We start from the raw sequence: 19694 nt of genomic DNA, 5'->3' as shown, positions 1-19694 counted from the left end.
ACGTGCTCGCGGGTCTGAGCCATCGGGCCGTCAGTGGCGGCAACCACGAGGATTGCACCGTCCATCTGTGCAGCACCGGTGATCATGTTCTTGATGTAGTCAGCGTGACCCGGGGCGTCAACGTGCGCGTAGTGGCGCTTCTCGGTCTGGTACTCGACGTGAGAGATGTTGATGGTAATGCCGCGCTGGCGCTCTTCCGGTGCAGAGTCAATCTGCGAGAAGTCGCGCTGCTCGTTCAAATCCGGGTACTTGTCAGCAAGCACCTTCGAAATGGCGGCCGTCAACGTGGTCTTACCGTGGTCAACGTGACCAATGGTGCCGATGTTGACGTGCGGCTTGGTCCGCTCGAACTTTGCCTTTGCCACAGGTTCCTCCTAGAAACGATTACAGAAGACGTACCTCGCCCACTCGGATCGCGGGCGAACTTATGCAAGTCTACTGGGGGCTTAGTAAATTGTTTAAATTGTGGTTAGCTGCGGGATCCGGCAATGGATCCGTTAGTTGGCCTGACGGGGCCGGATTGGATTTCTCTGCACCGGCCCCATCGTGCGGCCACTCACCCGAGATTCGGGCTCACGGCCAATTTTGGTCCTAGACGATTACTCGCCGCGGTTCTTCTGGATGATCTCGTCGGCTACTGCCTTCGGGACCTCGGCGTAGCTGGAGAAGGTCATCGAGTACACGGCACGGCCCTGGGTCTTGGAACGCAGGTCACCAATGTAACCGAACATTTCAGACAGCGGAACCGTCGCGCGAATGACCTTGACGCCAGCGGCGTCTTCCATCGAACCGATGGAGCCACGGCGGGAGTTCAAGTCACCGATGACGTCGCCCATGTACTCCTCAGGAGTACGGACTTCGACATCCATGACCGGCTCGAGGATGATCGGCTGGGCGCGGCGTGCGCCTTCCTTGAACACCTGGGAGCCGGCGATCTTGAATGCCATTTCCGAGGAGTCAACGTCGTGGTAGGCACCGTCAAGGAGGGTCGCCTTAACGCCCACCATCGGGTAGCCGGCCAGGATGCCGAACTGCATGGCGTCCTGGATACCTGCGTCGACCGAAGGGATGTATTCGCGAGGAATACGACCGCCGGTTACGCCGTTCTTGAACTCGTAGATGACACCTTCAACAACTTCCAGAGGCTCGAACGAGACCTGGACCTTTGCGAACTGGCCGGAACCACCGGTCTGCTTCTTGTGGGTGAAGTCAACCTTCTCCACAGCCTTCTTGATGGTTTCGCGGTAAGCAACCTGCGGCTTGCCGACGTTTGCCTCGACGCGGAATTCGCGGCGCATGCGGTCCACCAGGATGTCCAGGTGGAGCTCGCCCATGCCGCCGATTTCGGTCTGGCCGGTGTCTTCGTTGAGGGAGACGGTGAACGTCGGGTCCTCGGCCGAAAGCTTCTGGATGGCAGTCGAGAGCTTCTCCTGGTCACCCTTGGTCTTCGGCTCAATGGCAACGAAGATCACGGGATCGGGGAAGGACATCGACTCAAGAACGATCGGGTTTGCCGGATCGCACAAGGTATCACCGGTGGTGGTGTCCTTGAGGCCAATCACTGCGTAGATGTGGCCCGCGTGGACCTCGTCTACCGGCATTTCCTTGTTGGCGTGCATCTGGAAGAGCTTGCCAATACGTTCTTTCTTCTGCTTGGTCGAGTTCAGCAGCTGGGTACCCGGAGTTGCCTTGCCGGAGTACACGCGGATGAAGTTCAACTGGCCGAAGAACGGGTGGGTTGCAATCTTGAAGGCAAGTGCCGAGAAAGGCTCGGTTTCGTTCGGCTCGCGCCGGATCTCGATCTCTTCGTTCTTCGGATCGTGACCGATCGTCGCGCCAACATCCATGGGATTCGGCAGGAAGTCGATAACAGCATCGAGCATCGGCTGAACGCCACGGTTCTTGAAGGCAGAACCACAGAAGACCGGGTAGATCTCGGAGTTGACAACCATCTTGCGGATGCCGGCCTTGAGTTCAGCAATGCTGATCTCTTCACCTTCGAGGAACTTCTCCATGAGCTCGTCGGAAGCCTCAGCGACATCCTCAACCAGCTTGGCGCGGTATTCCTCGGCCTTTTCCTGGAGATCAGCGGGGATCTCCTGGATTTCGTAGGCGGCACCCATGGTGACGTCACCCTTGGAGTCGCCTTCCCAGACGAATGCCTTCATGGTGAGCAGGTCGACAACGCCGGTGAACTCGGACTCGGAGCCGATCGGCAGCTGCATGACCAGCGGCTTGGCACCAAGACGCTTGATGATGGTATCTACGGTGAAGTAGAAGTCAGCACCCAGCTTGTCCATCTTGTTGACGAAGCAGATACGCGGCACGTTGTACTTGTCGGCCTGGCGCCAAACAGTCTCGGACTGCGGCTCCACGCCTTCCTTGCCATCGAACACGGCAACGGCGCCATCGAGGACGCGCAGCGAGCGCTCAACCTCAACAGTGAAGTCAACGTGGCCCGGGGTGTCAATGATGTTGATCTGGTTTTTGTTCCAGAAGCAGGTCACGGCGGCAGACGTGATCGTGATGCCGCGTTCCTTTTCCTGCTCCATCCAGTCAGTCGTCGAGGCACCATCGTGCGTTTCGCCGAGCTTGTGGTTCACACCCGTGTAGAACAGGATGCGTTCCGTAGTAGTGGTCTTACCGGCATCAATGTGAGCCATGATACCGATATTGCGGACCTTGTTTAGGTCGGTAAGCACGTCCTGTGCCACGATGTCTCCCTTTGTAGGTTAAGTCCGAAACGTTGGCGGAACTGATCATAGATCAATCCCGCCAACCGGACTAAACGCTTTTTACCAGCGGTAGTGGGCGAAGGCCTTGTTGGACTCTGCCATCTTGTGAGTGTCTTCGCGACGCTTAACAGCGGCACCAAGACCATTCGAGGCGTCGAGGATCTCGTTCATGAGACGTTCGATCATCGTCTTCTCGCGGCGAGCCTTGGAGTAGCCAACGAGCCAGCGGAGAGCCAGCGCGGTGGAGCGTCCGGGCTTAACCTCAACGGGAACCTGGTAGGTTGCGCCACCAACACGGCGGGAGCGAACTTCGAGGGCCGGGCGGATGTTATCCATGGCCTTCTTCAGTGTCACAACCGGGTCGGTACCGTTCTTGGCCAAGGCACCTTCGAGTGCACCGTAAACGATACGCTCTGCGGTGGACTTCTTACCGTCGACCAAAACCTTATTGATCAGCTGGGTAACAAGGGGGGAACCGTAAACCGGATCCGAGACGAGGGGGCGCGCTGGCGCCGGGCCCTTACGAGGCATTACTTACCTTCCTTCTTGGCACCGTAGCGAGAACGAGCTTGCTTACGGTTCTTCACACCCTGGGTATCGAGGGCACCACGTACGATCTTGTAGCGCACACCCGGAAGGTCCTTCACACGACCACCGCGAACGAGCACGATGGAGTGTTCCTGAAGGTTGTGACCAACACCAGGGATGTAAGCGGTCACTTCAACGCCACCTGCAAGGCGCACGCGTGCGACCTTACGAAGTGCGGAGTTAGGCTTCTTCGGGGTCGTGGTGTACACACGGGTGCAAACGCCACGACGCATCGGGTTGCCCTTGAGGGCTGGGGCCTTGGTCTTTTTGACCTTCGGCGAGCGGCCCTTGCGGACCAGCTGCTGAATAGTAGGCACTTTCGTGTCCTCCGGTTTCTTTGTTCTGCGGCGCCACCCACGATCAAACTGTTTGGAGACGCTGCGTTTATAGTCGTTTCATCACAGCGACTTCGGATTTGACCCTAGGCGTGCGAAAGTGTGGCATCTGTTGCGCAACCTACCCGCAACCCGGACCGTGTCCATTTGCCACACATGAAAAACAATTACCTCTAGCTTAGCACGCACATTCGGGGTGGCATGACGCGGGGCTTCCCCGCACACCCCTGCAATTGGGGCACGTTCATCCGTTCGGGCGGAGTCCACCGCGGGATTCGCCGTTGTTCGCCGGAAATTCGCCTAATTTCCCCCGCAAGCCGCCGGCGTGCATGGCACGAATGCAGCGCACGTCACTTAATTCATCGCCTACGGATCCGGATGTTGCCGGAATTCTTCACCCATCTGCCACAAGGATGAAACCGCGCCTTCAGCCGACGTTATCCACAAATTCGCCGCACCCGGCCGCGCCGGGCCTTGCGCAGGTCCATGGTGGAGACATGGATTCACTGGCGGCGCTCACCACTGCCGGACTGGCGGCACTGCTGCCGGCCCTGGCCCCGTCCACGGAAGATCCGGACGACGCAGCGTCCGCAACCCCCGTGGACGACAAGCTGCGCCTGCTCGCCTTGCTTAATCCCGTCGTGAAGCTACTGATTGACGACATCGCGGTCGAGGTCGGGAGCTCGGCGGTGCGGGCTGTGCTCCTGGCCCTCCTGACCGAAGACCTTGCCCGAACCACGGGTCGAGCCCAAATCGTGGCCGCAGGAAAGGTTGAGGAGACCGATGCCCATACCTTGTGCGAGGAGCCGTTGGAGGAACTTCATGAACTGCACGGCCGATTGGAAGACTTTGTCAGCGGGGCAATAGCCCTGCCCGCCGACGAACGCCACCGCCCCGGCACCAAAATGCTGTTCAGGGATGCAACCGGCATCCTGAAGGACCGGCTGAGCCTCTCCTTCAGCCAGGCCAAACACCGGCTCGTCAGCCGCGACTTGTTGCTTCCCCACGCAGGGTTCAACGGCGCCACCATCGCTCCCCGCTTTGAGCTGCTGGGAAAGGTATTCACCGACGGCACGGCCGATCCCCTCCGGGTCGAGGGCACCGCCAGGCGGCTGCTGACCCTCCAACCCGGCATCGACGCCCAAGGGAATCCGGAGCAGACGTCCGCGCGCATCGAGAGGGAGGTTGCCGAGTCGCTCGTGGCCCGAAACCAATCCGGCACCGATCAGCTACTCAAACACCTCTCCGCCCAACTTGATGCCACAGCCCTCGAACGCAGCGAGGCCCAGATGGAAGACCATTTCGGCATGCGCTTCCAAAGCAAGACTGCACGTGGATTCATCTGGGAGATCTGCACCGGCGTGGAAGGGCACGAGTTGCTCACGACTCTGGCCGACCAGCTGGCCAACCCGCATTCAGCATTCGGCGGGGGCACAGCATCCGCGGACAATACCGTGCCATCGGCGGCACAAGACAGTGGAGAACAACCAGCACTTCCCGGCTTCTCCGCCTCTTCGTCCTCCCCCGATGCGGATACCATCCCTTCCTGGGCCATCGATCCCGCTATCCCCCTTGACCAACGGCCCCGGGCAGGGTTCACCGATCTCGGCCAACCGGCCGCGACCGGCACCCAGGGGCCAGGGATCCAAGTCCCGCCCGGAGAGTCGCTGGCGGAGGCTCGGGAACGGCTGAAGGCCAGGAACCTGCTTCAGGCCTTCTTCGACACCATGAGATTCGCCATCAGCAGGGATCGGGATGCGGAACCGGGCCTCCCAGCAAGACCCAACATCGAAATGATCGTGACCATTTCATGGGATTCGCTGGTCGGAAAACTCAATGACCCGGGAATCACCACCCACGGCCATCTGGTCTCTGCCGGTTACGCTCGCAGGCTCGCCTGCGTCAGCAACGTGATTCCCGCGGTGCTGGGCACGGAATCACAGCCGCTGGACCTGGGCAGGACACAGCGCTTCTTCAGCCGCGCACAACGGCGTGCCATGGCACTGAGGGACCGGGGATGCATCAATCCCGGCTGCACCATGGCCGCACACCGCTGCGAGGCGAACCACATCGAACCGTGGTACCGCGGCGGGAAAACGAATCTGTCCAACGGGGCGCTTCTATGTCCGATATGCCACGCGTCCTTCCACGCCGGACACTTCAAGATCATGGTGGTGAATTCGATCCCCTATGTCTTGCAAAGCAAGGCCTTGGATCCGGAGCAACGACTCAGACGCAACTGGATTTTCCATCCACAAAGCGCCCCCGTCCAGTAGCACAGCGGCTGCAAGGGTATCGCCGTTTCCTGAATCCCCTAGGAAACTTGTCCCCTAGTAGTCAAAACATGTGCTTTACCGACTATGAGACATGTGGCTGCTTATTGCCGCAATTCCAGGCCGATCCAGGGGTCCGGATCCCTGCCGAGCGCCAATAGCACGAAGCGATACCCACCGGCAACGATCACGTTTCCGGGTGTAATTTCACCCGGATGCCGGGACCGGGGCGTCGTCTACCCATGTCAAGGATTCTCTTGCTGGTCGACGCCCGGATTTCCATGACGGCCGACTGACCCGTCACGACTGCAATCCGGGCACAAAAAGGCCGGCCCGCACCGCACTCCCCCGAACCTCTTGCGAGGAAAGGGAAGCGCGGCACGGGCCGGCCTTGTTACGTGTTCTTCTCCCCGGCGCGGCCGGGGAGAAGAACTACGTCTTAGCGGAAATCGTTGCCGAGATCGTAGTCATCCATGGCGATGGCGTGGAATTCCGGGCTGAGGCCCGGCTCCAGACCTTCGTAGTCCATGCCGGTGGAGAAAGCGGACTGTCCGGTGAACAGCGAAGCCTTCGCTGCCTCGGTCGGTTCCACGTTCACCTTGGTGTAGCGATCCAGACCGGTACCGGCCGGGATCAGCTTACCGATGATGACGTTTTCCTTCAGGCCGAGCAATGGATCGGACTTGCCTTCCATTGCGGCCTGGGTCAGGACACGCGTGGTCTCCTGGAAGGAAGCAGCGGAGAGCCACGAGTCGGTCGCCAAGGAAGCCTTGGTGATACCCATCAGCTCGTCGCGACCCGATGCCGGACGCTTGCCCTCGGAGACGGCCTTGCGGTTCTGCGACTGGAAGCGCGCCTTGTCCGCGAGCTCACCCGGCAGCAAGTCGGTGTCGCCCGACTCGATGACGGTGATGCGGCGAAGCATCTGGCGAACGATGACTTCCACGTGCTTATCGTGGATGCCCACGCCCTGGGACTGGTAGACCTCCTGGACTTCGCGGACGAGGAACTTCTGTGCCTCACGCGGGCCAAGAACTCGCAGAACCTGCTTCGGGTCAATCGCACCTGCAACCAGCTGCTGGCCAACGGTGACGGACTCGCCCTCGACAACCAACAGACGTGCACGACGCAGCACCGGGTAGGCGATTTCTTCGTCGCCGTTGTCCGGGGTGATGACAACGCGAAGCTGCTTCTCGCTGTCCTCGATCGTGACGCGGCCGGCAACCTCGGAGATCGGGGCAACACCCTTGGGGGTACGTGCCTCGAAGAGCTCCTGGATACGCGGCAGACCCTGGGTGATATCTTCCGCGGAAGCAGCACCACCGGTGTGGAAGGTACGCATGGTCAGCTGGGTACCGGGCTCACCAATGGACTGTGCGGCAATAATGCCCACGGCCTCACCGATGTCCACGGTCTTGCCGCTGGCAAGCGAACGTCCGTAGCACAGTGCACAGGTTCCGACGGCCGATTCACAGGTCAGCACGGAGCGGACCTTGATCTCGGTGACGCCGGCCGCGAACAGCTCGTCGATGAGCACGTCGCCCACGTCCGCGCCGCCCTGGGCAAGCACCTTGCCCTCTGCGTCGGTCACATCGGTGGCCAACGTACGGGTGTACGCCGAGTTCTCGACAGTTTCGTGCATGCGCACGGTGCCGATCTCATCGGTGTATGCAATCGGCACGTTCAGGCCGCGGCTGGTGCCACAGTCGAGTTCGCGCACGATGACATCCTGCGAGACATCCACCAGACGACGGGTCAGGTAACCCGAGTTGGCGGTCTTCAGCGCGGTATCGGCCAGGCCCTTACGGGCACCGTGGGTCGCGATGAAGTACTCGAGAACCGACAGGCCTTCGCGGTACGAAGACTTGATCGGACGCGGGATGATCTCGCCCTTAGGGTTGGACACCAGGCCACGGATACCGGCAATCTGGCGCAGCTGCAGCCAGTTACCACGAGCCTTTGAGGTCACCATTCGGTTAATGGTGTTCAACTCTTCCATGCCGGCGCGCATTGCCTCGGCAACCTCGTCGGTCGCCTTGGTCCAGATGTCGATCAGGTCCTGGCGGCGCTCGGAGTCCGCAATCAGGCCCTTGTCGTACTGCGACTGGACGCGAGTTGCCTTGATCTCGTACGGGGCAAGGATTGCGGCCTTGTCCATGTTCGAGGTGATGTCGGAAATGGCAACGGTGACACCCGAGCGGGTGGCCCACTTGAAGCCTGCATCCTTGAGGTTGTCCAGCGTTGCCGCCGTAACCACCTTCGGGTAGCGCTCGGCCAGGTCGTTGACGATCTCGGAGAGAGCATCCTTGCCTGCAACGCGCTCGACCCACGGGTAATCCACGGGCAGCGTTTCGTTGAACAGAACCTGTCCCAGCGACGTGTTGATGAGCGCCTCGGTGCCCTCAACCCAGCCTTCCGGAGCCGGCTGTTCCGCGGACGGGACGAAGCCCGTGACGCGGATCCTTACCGGCGAGTTCAGGTGCAGTTCGCCGCGGTCCATGGCCATGATCGCCTCGGCGGCCGAGGAGAACGCACGACCGGCGCCCTTCTCGTCCAGGCGCTTGGTGGTCAAGTGGTGCAGACCGATGATCATATCCTGCGAAGGCAGGGCGACCGGGCGACCATCCGAAGGCTTCAGGATGTTGTTGCTCGAGAGCATCAAGATCCGGGCTTCGGCCTGGGCTTCGGGGCTCAGCGGCAGGTGAACTGCCATCTGGTCACCGTCGAAGTCGGCGTTGAAGGCGGCACAAACCAGCGGGTGCAGCTGAAGGGCCTTACCTTCAACCAGCTGAGGTTCGAACGCCTGGATACCCAAACGGTGCAGGGTGGGTGCACGGTTCAGCAACACCGGGTGCTCGGTGATGATCTCTTCGAGAACATCCCAAACCTGCGGGCGGTAACGCTCGACCATGCGCTTGGCGCTCTTGATGTTCTGTGCGTGGTTGAGGTCAACCAAGCGCTTCATCACGAACGGCTTGAAGAGCTCCAGGGCCATCTGCTTAGGCAGACCACACTGGTGCAGCTTCAGCTGCGGGCCAACCACGATGACCGAACGGCCCGAGTAGTCAACGCGCTTGCCGAGGAGGTTCTGGCGGAATCGTCCCTGCTTGCCCTTGAGCATGTCGCTCAGGGACTTCAACGGACGGTTACCCGGACCGGTCACCGGACGGCCACGACGGCCGTTGTCGAAGAGCGAGTCCACAGCTTCCTGCAGCATGCGCTTTTCGTTGTTCACGATGATTTCCGGCGCGCCCAGGTCCAACAAGCGCTTGAGGCGGTTGTTGCGGTTGATGACGCGGCGGTACAGGTCGTTGAGGTCGGAGGTCGCGAAGCGGCCACCGTCCAGCTGAACCATCGGGCGCAGTTCCGGCGGGATCACCGGAACGGCGTCCAGGACCATGCCCAACGGGGAGTTGGTGGTGGTCAGGAACGCGTTGACGACCTTGAGGCGCTTCAGGGCACGCGTCTTGCGCTGGCCCTTGCCGTTCTCGATGATCTCGCGAAGGATCTCGGCTTCCGCTTCCATGTCGAAGCCCTCGAGGCGCTTCTTGATGGCTTCGGCGCCCATGGAGCCCTCGAAGTACAGTCCGTAGCGTTCGCGCAGCGAACGGAACAGGCCTTCGTCTCCCTCGAGGTCGGCGACCTTGAGGTTCTTGAAGCGGTCCCAGACCTGGTCAAGACGCTCGATGTCGGCGTCGGCGCGCTTACGCACCTGAGCCATCGTCTTGTCGGCCAGGTCGCGGGTCTTCTTCTTTTCCGCTGCCTTGGCACCTGCGGCTTCGAGGGCAGCAAGCTGGTCCTCGAGTTCACGGGCGATGGCGGCGATGTCGGAGTCGCGGGTGTCAACCAGCTGCTTGCGTTCCAGGTCATGCTGGGCCTGGAGGTTCGGCAGCTCGGCGTGGCGGCGCTCTTCATCAACGGCGGTGACCATGTAGGCCGCGAAGTAAATGATCTTCTCAAGATCCTTCGGGGCCAGGTCAAGCAGGTAGCCCAAGCGCGAGGGAACGCCCTTGAAGTACCAGATGTGGGTCACCGGAGCGGCGAGCTCGATGTGGCCCATGCGCTCGCGGCGCACCTTGGCGCGGGTGACTTCAACACCACAGCGTTCGCAAATGATGCCCTTGAAACGCACGCGCTTGTACTTGCCGCAGTTGCACTCCCAGTCACGGGTGGGACCGAAGATCTTTTCGCAGAAAAGACCGTCCTTTTCCGGCTTGAGGGTGCGGTAGTTGATGGTTTCGGGCTTCTTTACCTCGCCGTAGCTCCACCCGCGGATCTCGTCCGCAGTTGCCAGGCCGATGCGCATGAGGCCGAATGAGGATTCGCTGGACATATGGTCCTTATCTCTCTTCTAAGTTCTCTGAAGTCTAATGTGGTGAGGTGTTCGCGGATCCGGTGCGGATCCGCGCTCACCGTTGGGTCTGGAAGAATCCCAGTTCCGTGCGGTGTTCCGGGCGTGGGGAGCGCTGCGGGCCCTTGGGACCCCCAGCGCTCCCCCACCCGTAAACACGGGGTGGGAACTAGACTTCTTCGACGGAGTTCGGCTCCGACCGGGAAAGGTCGATGCCGAGTTCTTCCGCAGCCCGGAAGACTTCTTCGTCCGAGTCTCGCATTTCGATGATGTTGCCGTCGGTTCCGAGGACCTCGACGTTCAAGCACAACGACTGCATTTCCTTGATCAGGACCTTGAACGATTCCGGAACGCCAGGCTCCGGGATGTTCTCGCCCTTGACGATCGCCTCGTAGACCTTCACGCGACCGTGGATGTCATCGGACTTGATCGTGAGCAGTTCCTGCAAGGTGTATGCGGCACCGTAGGCCTCCAGGGCCCACACTTCCATCTCACCAAAGCGCTGGCCACCGAACTGTGCCTTACCGCCCAGCGGCTGCTGGGTGATCATGGAGTACGGACCGGTGGAGCGGGCGTGGATCTTGTCGTCCACCAGGTGGTGGAGCTTCAAGATGTACATGTAGCCAACGGACACCGGATCCGGGAACGGCTCGCCGGAGCGGCCGTCGAACAGACGGGCCTTGCCGGAGTTGCCGATCAGGCGGACACCGTCACGAGTCACGGCTGTGTGGTCGAGCAGCCCGCGGATTTCGTCCTCCGACGCACCGTCGAAGACGGGGCTGGAAACCTTGGTGGATCCCATTTCACGCGGGAGGGCCGGCAGGTTCTTGACCCACTCGGGCTCGCCCTCGATCTTCCAGCCCTGCTTCGCGGCCCAGGCCAGGTGGATTTCCAGGACCTGTCCGACGTTCATTCGGCCCGGAACACCCAGCGGGTTCAGGACGATGTCGACGGCGGTTCCGTCTTCCAGGAACGGCATGTCCTCGATCGGCAGGATCTTGGAGATGACGCCCTTGTTGCCGTGGCGGCCAGCGAGCTTGTCACCGTTGGTGATCTTGCGCTTCTGGGCCACGTAAACGCGGACCAGCTGGTTGACGCCCGGGGGCAGATCGTCGTCGTTGTCGCGATCGAAGATGCGAACACCGATGACAACACCGGACTCGCCGTGCGGCACCTTCAGGGAGGTGTCGCGCACTTCGCGGGACTTCTCACCGAAGATGGCGCGCAGCAGGCGCTCTTCCGGGGTCAGCTCGGTCTCGCCCTTGGGCGTGACACGGCCAACGAGGATGTCGCCTGCTTCAACCTCTGCACCGATGTGGATGATGCCGCGCTCGTCGAGCTGCGCCAGGATCTCTTCGGAGACGTTCGGGATGTCGCGGGTGATTTCCTCCGCACCGAGCTTGGTGTCGCGGGCATCAACTTCGTGCTCCTCGATGTGAATCGAGGTCAGCACATCGTCGGAGACCATGCGCTGGGAGAGGATGATTGCATCCTCGAAGTTGTGGCCTTCCCAGGACATGAACGCCACGAGGAGGTTCTTGCCCAGGGCGAGCTCGCCCTTGTCGGTGGACGGGCCGTCGGCGATGATCGAGTTGTAGTCAACCCGGTCGCCCTCGGACACCATCACGCGCTGGTTGTAGGCGTTGCCCTGGTTGGAGCGGGCAAACTTCATGATCGGGTAGGCCGTCTCGGTGCCGTCGTCGTTCATGACGGTCACCAGGTCGGCCGAGACCTCGGAGACGACGCCGCCGGTGGAGGCAACGACGGAATCGCCGGCATCCACTGCAGCGAACTTCTCCATGCCGGTGCCCACGAGCGGGGACTCGGAGGCCAGCAGCGGCACAGCCTGGCGCTGCATGTTGGCGCCCATCAGTGCGCGGTTGGCATCGTCGTGCTCGAGGAACGGAATCAGGGCGGTTGCCACCGACACCATCTGGCGCGGGGAAACGTCCATGTATTCGATCTCGCCCGGTTCGGCGATGACGGGCTCGCCGCCACCACCCTTTTCGCGGACCAGGACGCCATCTTCGATGAAGTGTCCGTCTTCGCTCAGCGGCGCGTTGGCCTGTGCGATGAAGCACTCGAGCTCGTCGTCGGCGGTCAGGTAATCGATCTGGCCGGTGACCCGGCCGGCAACGACCTGGCGGTACGGGGTTTCGATGAAGCCGAAGGCGTTGATGCGGCCGTAGGTCGCCAACGAACCGATCAGGCCAATGTTCGGGCCTTCAGGGGTTTCAATCGGGCACATGCGTCCGTAGTGGGACGGGTGAACGTCTCGAACTTCCATGCCTGCACGGTCACGGGACAGACCGCCCGGGCCCAGCGCGGAAAGACGACGCTTGTGCGTCAAACCGGCCAGCGGGTTGTTCTGGTCCATGAACTGCGAGAGCTGGGAGGTTCCGAAGAACTCCTTGATCGCTGCAACAACCGGACGGATGTTGATCAGCGTCTGCGGGGTGATTGCCTCGACGTCCTGCGTGGTCATGCGTTCGCGAACGACGCGCTCCATGCGGGAGAGGCCCGTGCGGACCTGGTTCTCGATCAATTCGCCAACGGCGCGGATGCGACGGTTGCCGAAGTGGTCGATGTCATCGATGCTCACGGTCAGGTCGACGGGCTTGCCGTCGCGGATGCCCGGGGTGGTCTTCTCGCCGGCGTGCAGCGCCACCAGGAACTTGATCATCGCGACGATGTCGTCGATGTTCAGGACCGAGGCGTCGGGGCTGTTCAGCGGGGTGTCAACACCGAGCTTGCGGTTGATCTTGTAACGACCAACCTTGGCCAGGTCGTAGCGCTTCGCCTCAAAGTAGAGGTTCTTCAGCAACGCCTGTGCAGCATCGACCGTCGGCGGCTCGCCCGGGCGAAGCTTGCGGTAGATATCCAGGAGTGCTTCTTCCTGGGTATCGGTGGTGTCCTTCTCGAGGGTGGCGCGGATCGAGTCGTACTGTCCGAACTCCTCGAGGATGCGGCCTTCGGTCCAGCCAAGGGCCTTGAGAAGAACCGTGACCGACTGCTTGCGCTTGCGGTCAAGGCGAACGCCGACCTGGTCGCGCTTGTCGATTTCGAGTTCGAACCAAGCACCACGCGACGGGATGATCTTCGCGGTGAAGATGTCCTTGTCACTGGTCTTGTCCGGGGTGCGCTCGAAGTAAGCGCCCGGGGAACGAACGAGCTGGGACACCACGACACGCTCGGTGCCGTTGATGATGAAGGTGCCCTTGTCGGTCATCAGCGGGAAGTCGCCCATGAACACGGTCTGCTGCTTGATTTCGCCCGTGTTGTTGTTCATGAACTCGGCCTTGACGTACAGCGGAGCCGCGTAGGTTGCGTCGCGGTCCTTGCACTCGGCCATGGTGTACTTCGGGTCAGCGAATTCCGGCTCCGAGAAGCTCAGGGACATGGTCTCCTGGAAGTCTTCAATCGGGGAGATCTCTTCGAAGATCTCGGCGAGACCCGAGATGCTGGCTACACTGGTGTCACCAATGGTCTGGGCGTACGCCAGACGGTTCTTCCAGCGCTCGTTGCCGATGAGCCAGTCGAAGCTCTCGGTCTGCAGCGCCAAGAGGTTTGGGACGTCAAGTGGTTCGTGAATCTTTGCAAAAGAAAGTCGGCCAGCATATTCCGCACTGCGGGCCGAACTAGCGGTTTGGTTGTTAGAGGTGCTCGAGGCGACCAAGATGGATCCTTCCACAGACCGTCAGGTTTCCGGCGTCGTCTCTCTGTGAAGAGTTTCACTGATCACAGCACCGCTGAGCAGGCCCACCGCTATATGAAGGCCGGAGATGAAAAGAGAAGACGCAAAGTTCTACGTTACACCATGCGGCCTACCATGTCCAGCGGTCCGCGTGCAACCCGGCAACCCAACCCGGGATTGCGCTGAGAGATCCGTCACGGTTGGCTGGAAATCCTGTGGCACAAACCACAGCGCGCTAGCCTAGAGGTAAGTACTGAGCCACGGTTTCCCTGAAAGCGAGAGTTCGATCATGTCCTCACCACGAGACGCGGTGCTGGTCGCCGGCGCCCGCACCCCCTTCGGCCGGCTCAACGGTCAACTCTCCAGCCTCAGTGCCGTCGAGCTGGGCGCCGCCGCCATCCGCGGCGCTCTGGAACGCTCCGGGGTCCCCGCCGTGGATGTGCAGGCAGTGATCATGGGACATGTGGTCCAGGCCGGTTGTGGGCAGAACCCCGCGCGCCAGAGCGCCATCGCGGCCGGGATCGGCTGGGACGTCAATGCCACCACGCTGAACAAGGTCTGCCTCTCCGGGCTCGCCGCCATCACCGACGCCGCCAGGCTGATCCGCGTGGGCGATGCCGACGTGGTGGTTGCCGGCGGCCAGGAATCCATGTCGCAGACCCCGCACCTGCTGCCCGGTTCGCGACAGGGCTGGACCTACGGAAACATCACCGCCATCGACTCGGTTGCCAACGACGGGCTGACCGACGCCTTTGACGGCAATTCCATGGGCATGAGCACAGAAACCAAGAACACGGTCCTGGGACTGACCCGCACGCAGCAGGACGAGGTGGCCGCGGCCTCGCACGTACGTGCCGCCGCAGCCATCGATTCCGGCGTCTTTGCGGAGGAAATCGTGCCGGTCAGCATTCCGCAGCGCAAGGGCGATGCCTTGCTGATCGACACCGACGAGGGTGTCCGCCCGAACACGACGATCGAGACCCTGGCGGGGTTGCGCCCCGCCTTCGCCAAGGACGGAACCATCACCGCGGGCAATTCCTCACCCCTGTCCGACGGGGCGGCCGCCGTCATCGTCACCTCGCGCGAGTATGCCCAGTCCCACAACCTTGAGATCCTGGCGACCATCGGCGCGGCGGGCCAGGTCGCCGGCCCGGATAATTCGCTGCATTCCCAGCCGTCGAATTCGATTGCCGCAGCCCTGAAGACCCAGGGGTGGCAGACCTCGGACCTCGACTTCATTGAAATCAACGAGGCGTTCGGCGCCGTGGCTTGCCAGTCGCTGAAGGATCTTGGGTATCCGCTGGAGAAGACCAACATCCACGGCGGCGCGATTGCGCTGGGCCACCCGATCGGTGCATCCGGTGCACGCCTGGCCCTGACCGCTGCCTTGGAGCTCAAGCGGCGTGGTTCGGGCAAGACCGCGGTGAGCCTGTGCGGCGGCGGCGGCCAGGGTGACGCCCTGCTGCTGAGTCGCGAGGCCTAAGACCTTGGCCGATCAATTGCCGGCAGGCGTGGAGCGCATGCAGCAGGACGCGGCCAGACTCGGGCTGGACGTCGAGGTCGTTTCCCGGCCGCCGGCGGGCAGCCTGGCCGAGGCCGCGGCGCTTTTGGGCGTCGAACCGCGAGAGATCATCAAGTCCCTAGTGGTCAAGCACAAGGACGGATCGTTCTTCTTTGCCCTGATTCCCGGAGACAGGGTCATTTCCTGGCCGAAGCTGCGCTCCCTGCTTGGCGTAAACAAGTTGTCCATGCCGCACTCGGACGTTGCCTTCGCGGCAACGGGGTACGAGCGAGGAACCATCACCCCGCTGGGTTCGAGTACGCCATGGCCTGTTTACGCGGACTTGGGGATCGAGCAGGGGCGGATCTGCATCGGGGCCGGCGCCCACGGGCATTCGGCATTCGTGGATTCGACGGCGTTGATCGCGGCACTGGGTGCGACCGTGGCGGACATCAGCGACCGCGAACCGGTGTCTCTATCTTCTTCTTGAGCGCAAGGCGTCCGCCGAGGTAGCCCAGTCCCCTGCTGGTGGCCGCCGCCAACGGCTTGGCCAATGGCCGTTCGATAAAGCGATTGACCAGGAATGCTACCGAGAAGACGATTCCCATGACCAGTGGCAGGGTCACGTATTGACCCAGTACGGGCGTGAAATGGTCAATCATCCACCAGCCCCAGATCTGGTGCAGAAGGTAGACCGGGTAGGTCAGTGCCCCAAGGATTCCCAGAAATTTCCACTGCACGTTTCCTAGGCGAGTGAGCGAAAGCAGGGCGACCGCGGCAAAAAGCCCCACCACGATGACCCAGTAGTGCCAGGCCGGGATCACATAGCCAACCAGTTCCAGCGCTTCGGCCGGCCCCTTCAACCCGGTGAAGTAGGCGGCAATTCCGACGTTCAGCGCCAGCACGGACCAGCGCAAGACGCTGTGCCCGAAGCGGTAGATCATGAACAGCATGATCCCGCCGCAAAAGAGTGGCGCGTATTCACTCATGAGGTTCTGGGCCGCGGTCTCGCGGTTCATGAGGCCTGCTGCCAAGCCCAGCACGGGCCAGACAACGGCCAGGATGGTCATGCCGCGGATTGTGAGCAGACGCAGGATCATCAGCACCAGAATGAGCACGTAGAAGCGCATCTCGACCCACAGGGTCCAGTAGACCCCGTCGATGTGCCGCAATTCCATCAGCGGGTGGAACATGGTGAGGTTCGCCAGCAGTTCCTTGGCCCCAAGCCCGGACCCCATCTGCGGCCACATGACGATGACCAGGAATCCTGTTGCCAACACCGCAAACCAGTAGGCGGGGTACAACCGGCCGACTCGCGAACCGACGAACCGCCCGGCACCCTTCCCGTAGGCGGACAGCAGGATGACGAATCCGCTGATGATGAAGAACAGCTGCACGCCCATGTTGCCGTAAACACTGACTTTAGAGAGGACCGGCCAGGCGTCCTTCGCCTCGGCGGTGCCCCAGAACCCGTGGTGCCATGCGGTGTAGTGGAAAAGGACCACGAGGGCGGCAGCAGCGAATCGCAGGCCGTCGAGCAGGGCCAGCCGCGGCGGCCTTGGCGCACTCGATGCCGTGGTTTCAGCACTCTGCGAGCGGGTCGTGGTTACCGGGACGTCGACGAGCGCCGTTCCATTGCTCGACATCGTTGCTCTCCCCTACATTTCGACCAGTTCGTTACCTATCTGTTATCTACGATATCAAAGAACATTACCGAATCAGTCGCAAGTGGTTGTAATCACTGGACATCGCAGCAAGCCATGAGCCTTTTTCCAGGGGCAGGCGGGTGGTTAAAGACCGCTGGCCCGCAAAACCAAAAAGGTTTTGCGGGCCAGCGGCCAAGAAGCGGAGAGTTACTTGACAGTAACGCGTGCGCCGGCTGCCTCGAGGGCTTCCTTTGCCTTCTCTGCAGCTTCCTTGGTGGCGCCTTCCAGGACAGCCTTGGGAGCCGAGTCAACGACCTCCTTGGCTTCCTTCAGACCCAACGAAGTCAGGGCGCGAACTTCCTTGATCACTGCGATCTTCTTGTCGCCGGCTGCTTCGAGGATAACGTCGAATTCAGTCTGCTCTTCGGCTTCAGCGGCACCAGCGGCCGGGCCGGCAACTGCAACAGCAGCTGCGGAGACCTCGAAGGTCTCCTCGAAGGTCTTTACGAACTCGGAGAGCTCGATGATGGTCATTTCCTTGAAGGCTTCCAAGAGCTCTTCGGTGGACAGCTTAGCCATGGTGGGCAGCCTTTCCGTCGGCGGCACATATGTGCCGCAAGTTACTTGAGTGAGGGGTTGAAGAAAGCTTAGGCTTCTTCGGTGGCGGCTTCGGCAGCAGGTGCCTCGGCCTCGGCAGGTGCTTCAGCAGCGCCACCGTTTGCTTCTTCGAGCTTGACGCGCAGTGCTTCGATGGTGCGGACAGCGGCGGAAGCCGGAGCCTGCAGCACACCGGCAACACGTGCCAGCTGGAACTCACGCGATTCAAGAGCTGCCAGTGCGGCAACCTCGGCTGCGTCAAGGGCCTTGCCCTCGAAGTAACCGGTCTTGATGATGAGCTGCTTGTTGTCCTTAGCGAAATCCGTGAGGCTCTTAGCGGCAGCAACTGCGTCGCCCTTAATAAAGGCGATTGCAGTCGGGCCAGCAAGCTGGCCTTCGAATGCTTCGATGCCGGCTTCCTTTGCTGCGATACCAGTCAAGGTGTTCTTCACTACCGCGTACTTGGTATCTGCACCAAGTGAACGGCGAAGCTGCTTGAGCTGCGCAACAGTAAGCCCACGGTATTCGGTCAGGACAGCGGCGGTCGACTCCTTGAAGTCGGCGGTGATTTCCTCTACTGCGGAAACCTTAGTCGGCGTTGCCATAACACTCCTTCCGGGGTATAGATCTGATAACCAGTCGATCCAGCCCGGCCAGGAGTACTGACATAAAAAACGCCCCATGCAGATGCACGGGGCGGAAAGCACGCAAATAATTGCGAGAAATTCACTTCGTTCACCTGCGCAGGTCGTCCTTTGTGGGACTTTCGGAGTCTTACCGCAAAAAACAGCAATCCTCGACCGACGGTCTTCGGTATTCCCAAGCCTAACAGCGTGTTGCCTCCGGCTCCAAATCGAAGCTGGTGTTCTTCGCAACTCCCCGGCGCCAGCACGGGTACCTGCGGTAGATAGACGACAGGCCCCTCAGGTTCCGCAACTTGGGGGATAGCGGAAGGGAGGGGCCTGTCTATGCAGCAATGCAACTTGGGGGAACGCATTGCTGCCGTAACACGCTCGGGCGGGGCTTGGGGTCTCCGCCATGGAGCGTGTGGTGACATAATCACCTGGTCACGATCAGATCGCGACGACTTAACCATATCAGGAATGTGGCATCCTACAACTCATAAGTTTGACAATTTCTGCGAAATCGGCCTGAGTAGGCGAAAGATCCCGTCGCGCCCGATCGACCATCCGGCAGCGTGACCGAAACCACTCCATTGCCCTTCACCCCCCAGGTACCTTCGCGGTGGGGACATGGCGAACAGCACCGTCACCCGGGCGGCACACGGCGGGCGCAGCAACCTGATTCCATAGCGACCTACTCCCCCGCCGCCAAAACGTCTACCAGGCTTCCGGAGAGCTACGAACCGGGTTCCTGCGGACATGCCAAACGCAGAAGGACACCACCAGACCACGCACCCGGCTCACGAAGCAGGCGGCCACGCGGTGGCCGGTCAGCTGCCCTGGCTGGAAGTCCCTTGGCAGCGAGCTGGAAGTCCCTTGGCAGCGAGCACTGCACCCCCCGGTTCGCCTCATGCGCAGAACGGGTCGATGCCCGGTGGAGCGCCGGCGATCAGCACATCCGTCGCGCGGCCAACCGCCGCATCCAGTGCGGCTGCGATTCATGGTGATCGCCAGCCATGAATCCGGCGGGAATGATCGGGGGCGAGCCTGAAGCTACCGGATTGCCGGTTAAACGACCGGACCCGGTACCGATCCCCCGTGGGGGGCGGTACCGGGTCCGGAGCGTGGACGCGCTATTAGGCGTCTGCGAACACGCGGGTCACGTTCGGATCGACCTGGACGCCCGGGCCGAAGGAAGTGGCCACGGTGGCCTTGGTGATGTAGCGGCCCTTGGAAGAGGAAGGCTTCAAACGAAGAACCTCGTCCAGTGCTGCTGCGTAGTTCTCTGCAAGCTTCTGAGCATCGAAGGAAACCTTGCCGATGATGAAGTGCAGGTTCGAGTGCTTGTCGA

The 19694-nt window shown here is 61.4% G+C and carries 12 protein-coding genes and 1 pseudogene; 3 read left to right on the top strand and 10 right to left on the bottom strand.

What is annotated here, in order from left to right; genetic code table 11:
* From ACLQ7E_RS13555 to rpsL, 4 genes are all read right to left on the bottom strand, one after another.
* Positions 1 to 365: GTP-binding protein (locus ACLQ7E_RS13555; protein ID WP_411733100.1), on the bottom strand; the 365-nt coding region annotated here is incomplete at its 3' end.
* Positions 366 to 599: 234 nt separating this feature from the next.
* Positions 600 to 2714, bottom strand: coding sequence for an elongation factor G (fusA, locus tag ACLQ7E_RS13550; RefSeq protein ID WP_411733099.1), 2115 nt, complete (start codon positions 2712 to 2714; stop codon positions 600 to 602).
* Between the two features lie 81 nt (positions 2715 to 2795).
* Positions 2796 to 3266, bottom strand: a complete 471-nt coding sequence (gene rpsG / locus ACLQ7E_RS13545; protein WP_217389416.1) for a 30S ribosomal protein S7 — start codon at positions 3264 to 3266, stop codon at positions 2796 to 2798.
* Positions 3266 to 3640: a 30S ribosomal protein S12 gene (gene rpsL, locus ACLQ7E_RS13540; protein ID WP_068731493.1), complete on the bottom strand. Its 375-nt coding sequence runs from the start codon at positions 3638 to 3640 to the stop codon at positions 3266 to 3268. Before rpsL ends, rpsG begins: the two co-directional genes overlap by 1 nt.
* 515 nt (positions 3641 to 4155) lie before the next feature.
* Here rpsL and ACLQ7E_RS13535 point away from each other — a divergent pair.
* Positions 4156 to 5934 (top strand): HNH endonuclease, encoded by a 1779-nt coding sequence (locus tag ACLQ7E_RS13535; RefSeq protein ID WP_411733098.1) that lies wholly within the window; start codon positions 4156 to 4158, stop codon positions 5932 to 5934.
* A 436-nt stretch (positions 5935 to 6370) separates the two neighbouring features.
* Here the strand turns inward: ACLQ7E_RS13535 and ACLQ7E_RS13530 are convergent, their stop codons facing one another.
* Together ACLQ7E_RS13530 and rpoB are read right to left on the bottom strand one after the other, a co-directional pair.
* Positions 6371 to 10264 carry a DNA-directed RNA polymerase subunit beta' gene (locus tag ACLQ7E_RS13530; RefSeq protein WP_411733097.1) on the bottom strand — a complete coding sequence of 1298 codons (3894 nt, stop codon included), beginning with the start codon at positions 10262 to 10264 and terminating at the stop codon, positions 6371 to 6373.
* 187 nt (positions 10265 to 10451) lie between these two features.
* Positions 10452 to 13958 (bottom strand): DNA-directed RNA polymerase subunit beta, encoded by a 3507-nt coding sequence (gene rpoB, locus ACLQ7E_RS13525; RefSeq protein WP_411733096.1) that lies wholly within the window; start codon positions 13956 to 13958, stop codon positions 10452 to 10454.
* A gap of 307 nt (positions 13959 to 14265) precedes the next feature.
* Here rpoB and ACLQ7E_RS13520 point away from each other — a divergent pair, with 307 nt between their 5' ends.
* Both ACLQ7E_RS13520 and ACLQ7E_RS13515 read left to right on the top strand, forming a co-directional pair.
* On the top strand, positions 14266 to 15459 hold the full coding sequence (locus ACLQ7E_RS13520) for an acetyl-CoA C-acetyltransferase (protein WP_411733095.1): 1194 nt from the start codon (positions 14266 to 14268) through the stop codon (positions 15457 to 15459).
* A 37-nt stretch (positions 15460 to 15496) separates the two neighbouring features.
* Positions 15497 to 15967 (top strand): aminoacyl-tRNA deacylase, encoded by a 471-nt coding sequence (locus ACLQ7E_RS13515; RefSeq protein ID WP_411733101.1) that lies wholly within the window; start codon positions 15497 to 15499, stop codon positions 15965 to 15967.
* Here ACLQ7E_RS13515 and ACLQ7E_RS13510 read toward each other — a convergent pair.
* From ACLQ7E_RS13510 to ACLQ7E_RS13495, 4 genes and pseudogenes are all read right to left on the bottom strand, one after another.
* A complete protein-coding gene (locus ACLQ7E_RS13510) occupies positions 15930 to 17123 on the bottom strand; it encodes an acyltransferase family protein (protein ID WP_411733094.1) in 1194 nt (397 codons plus the stop codon). The genes ACLQ7E_RS13515 and ACLQ7E_RS13510 overlap by 38 nt on opposite strands.
* Positions 17124 to 17330: 207 nt before the next feature.
* Complete coding sequence (rplL, locus tag ACLQ7E_RS13505; RefSeq protein ID WP_411733093.1) at positions 17331 to 17702, bottom strand: 50S ribosomal protein L7/L12; 372 nt, start codon at positions 17700 to 17702, stop codon at positions 17331 to 17333.
* Between the two features lie 68 nt (positions 17703 to 17770).
* Positions 17771 to 18325 (bottom strand): 50S ribosomal protein L10, encoded by a 555-nt coding sequence (gene rplJ / locus ACLQ7E_RS13500; protein ID WP_411733092.1) that lies wholly within the window; start codon positions 18323 to 18325, stop codon positions 17771 to 17773.
* A gap of 1154 nt (positions 18326 to 19479) precedes the next feature.
* Positions 19480 to 19694 (bottom strand): annotated as a pseudogene (locus ACLQ7E_RS13495) (50S ribosomal protein L1); the annotation flags it as partial.

The sequence above is a fragment of the Paeniglutamicibacter sp. genome (assembly GCF_046714615.1).
Classification (GTDB): domain Bacteria; phylum Actinomycetota; class Actinomycetes; order Actinomycetales; family Micrococcaceae; genus Paeniglutamicibacter.
Note: the sequence above shows the minus strand (reverse complement) of the source record. Positions and strands in the feature narration are given on the sequence as shown.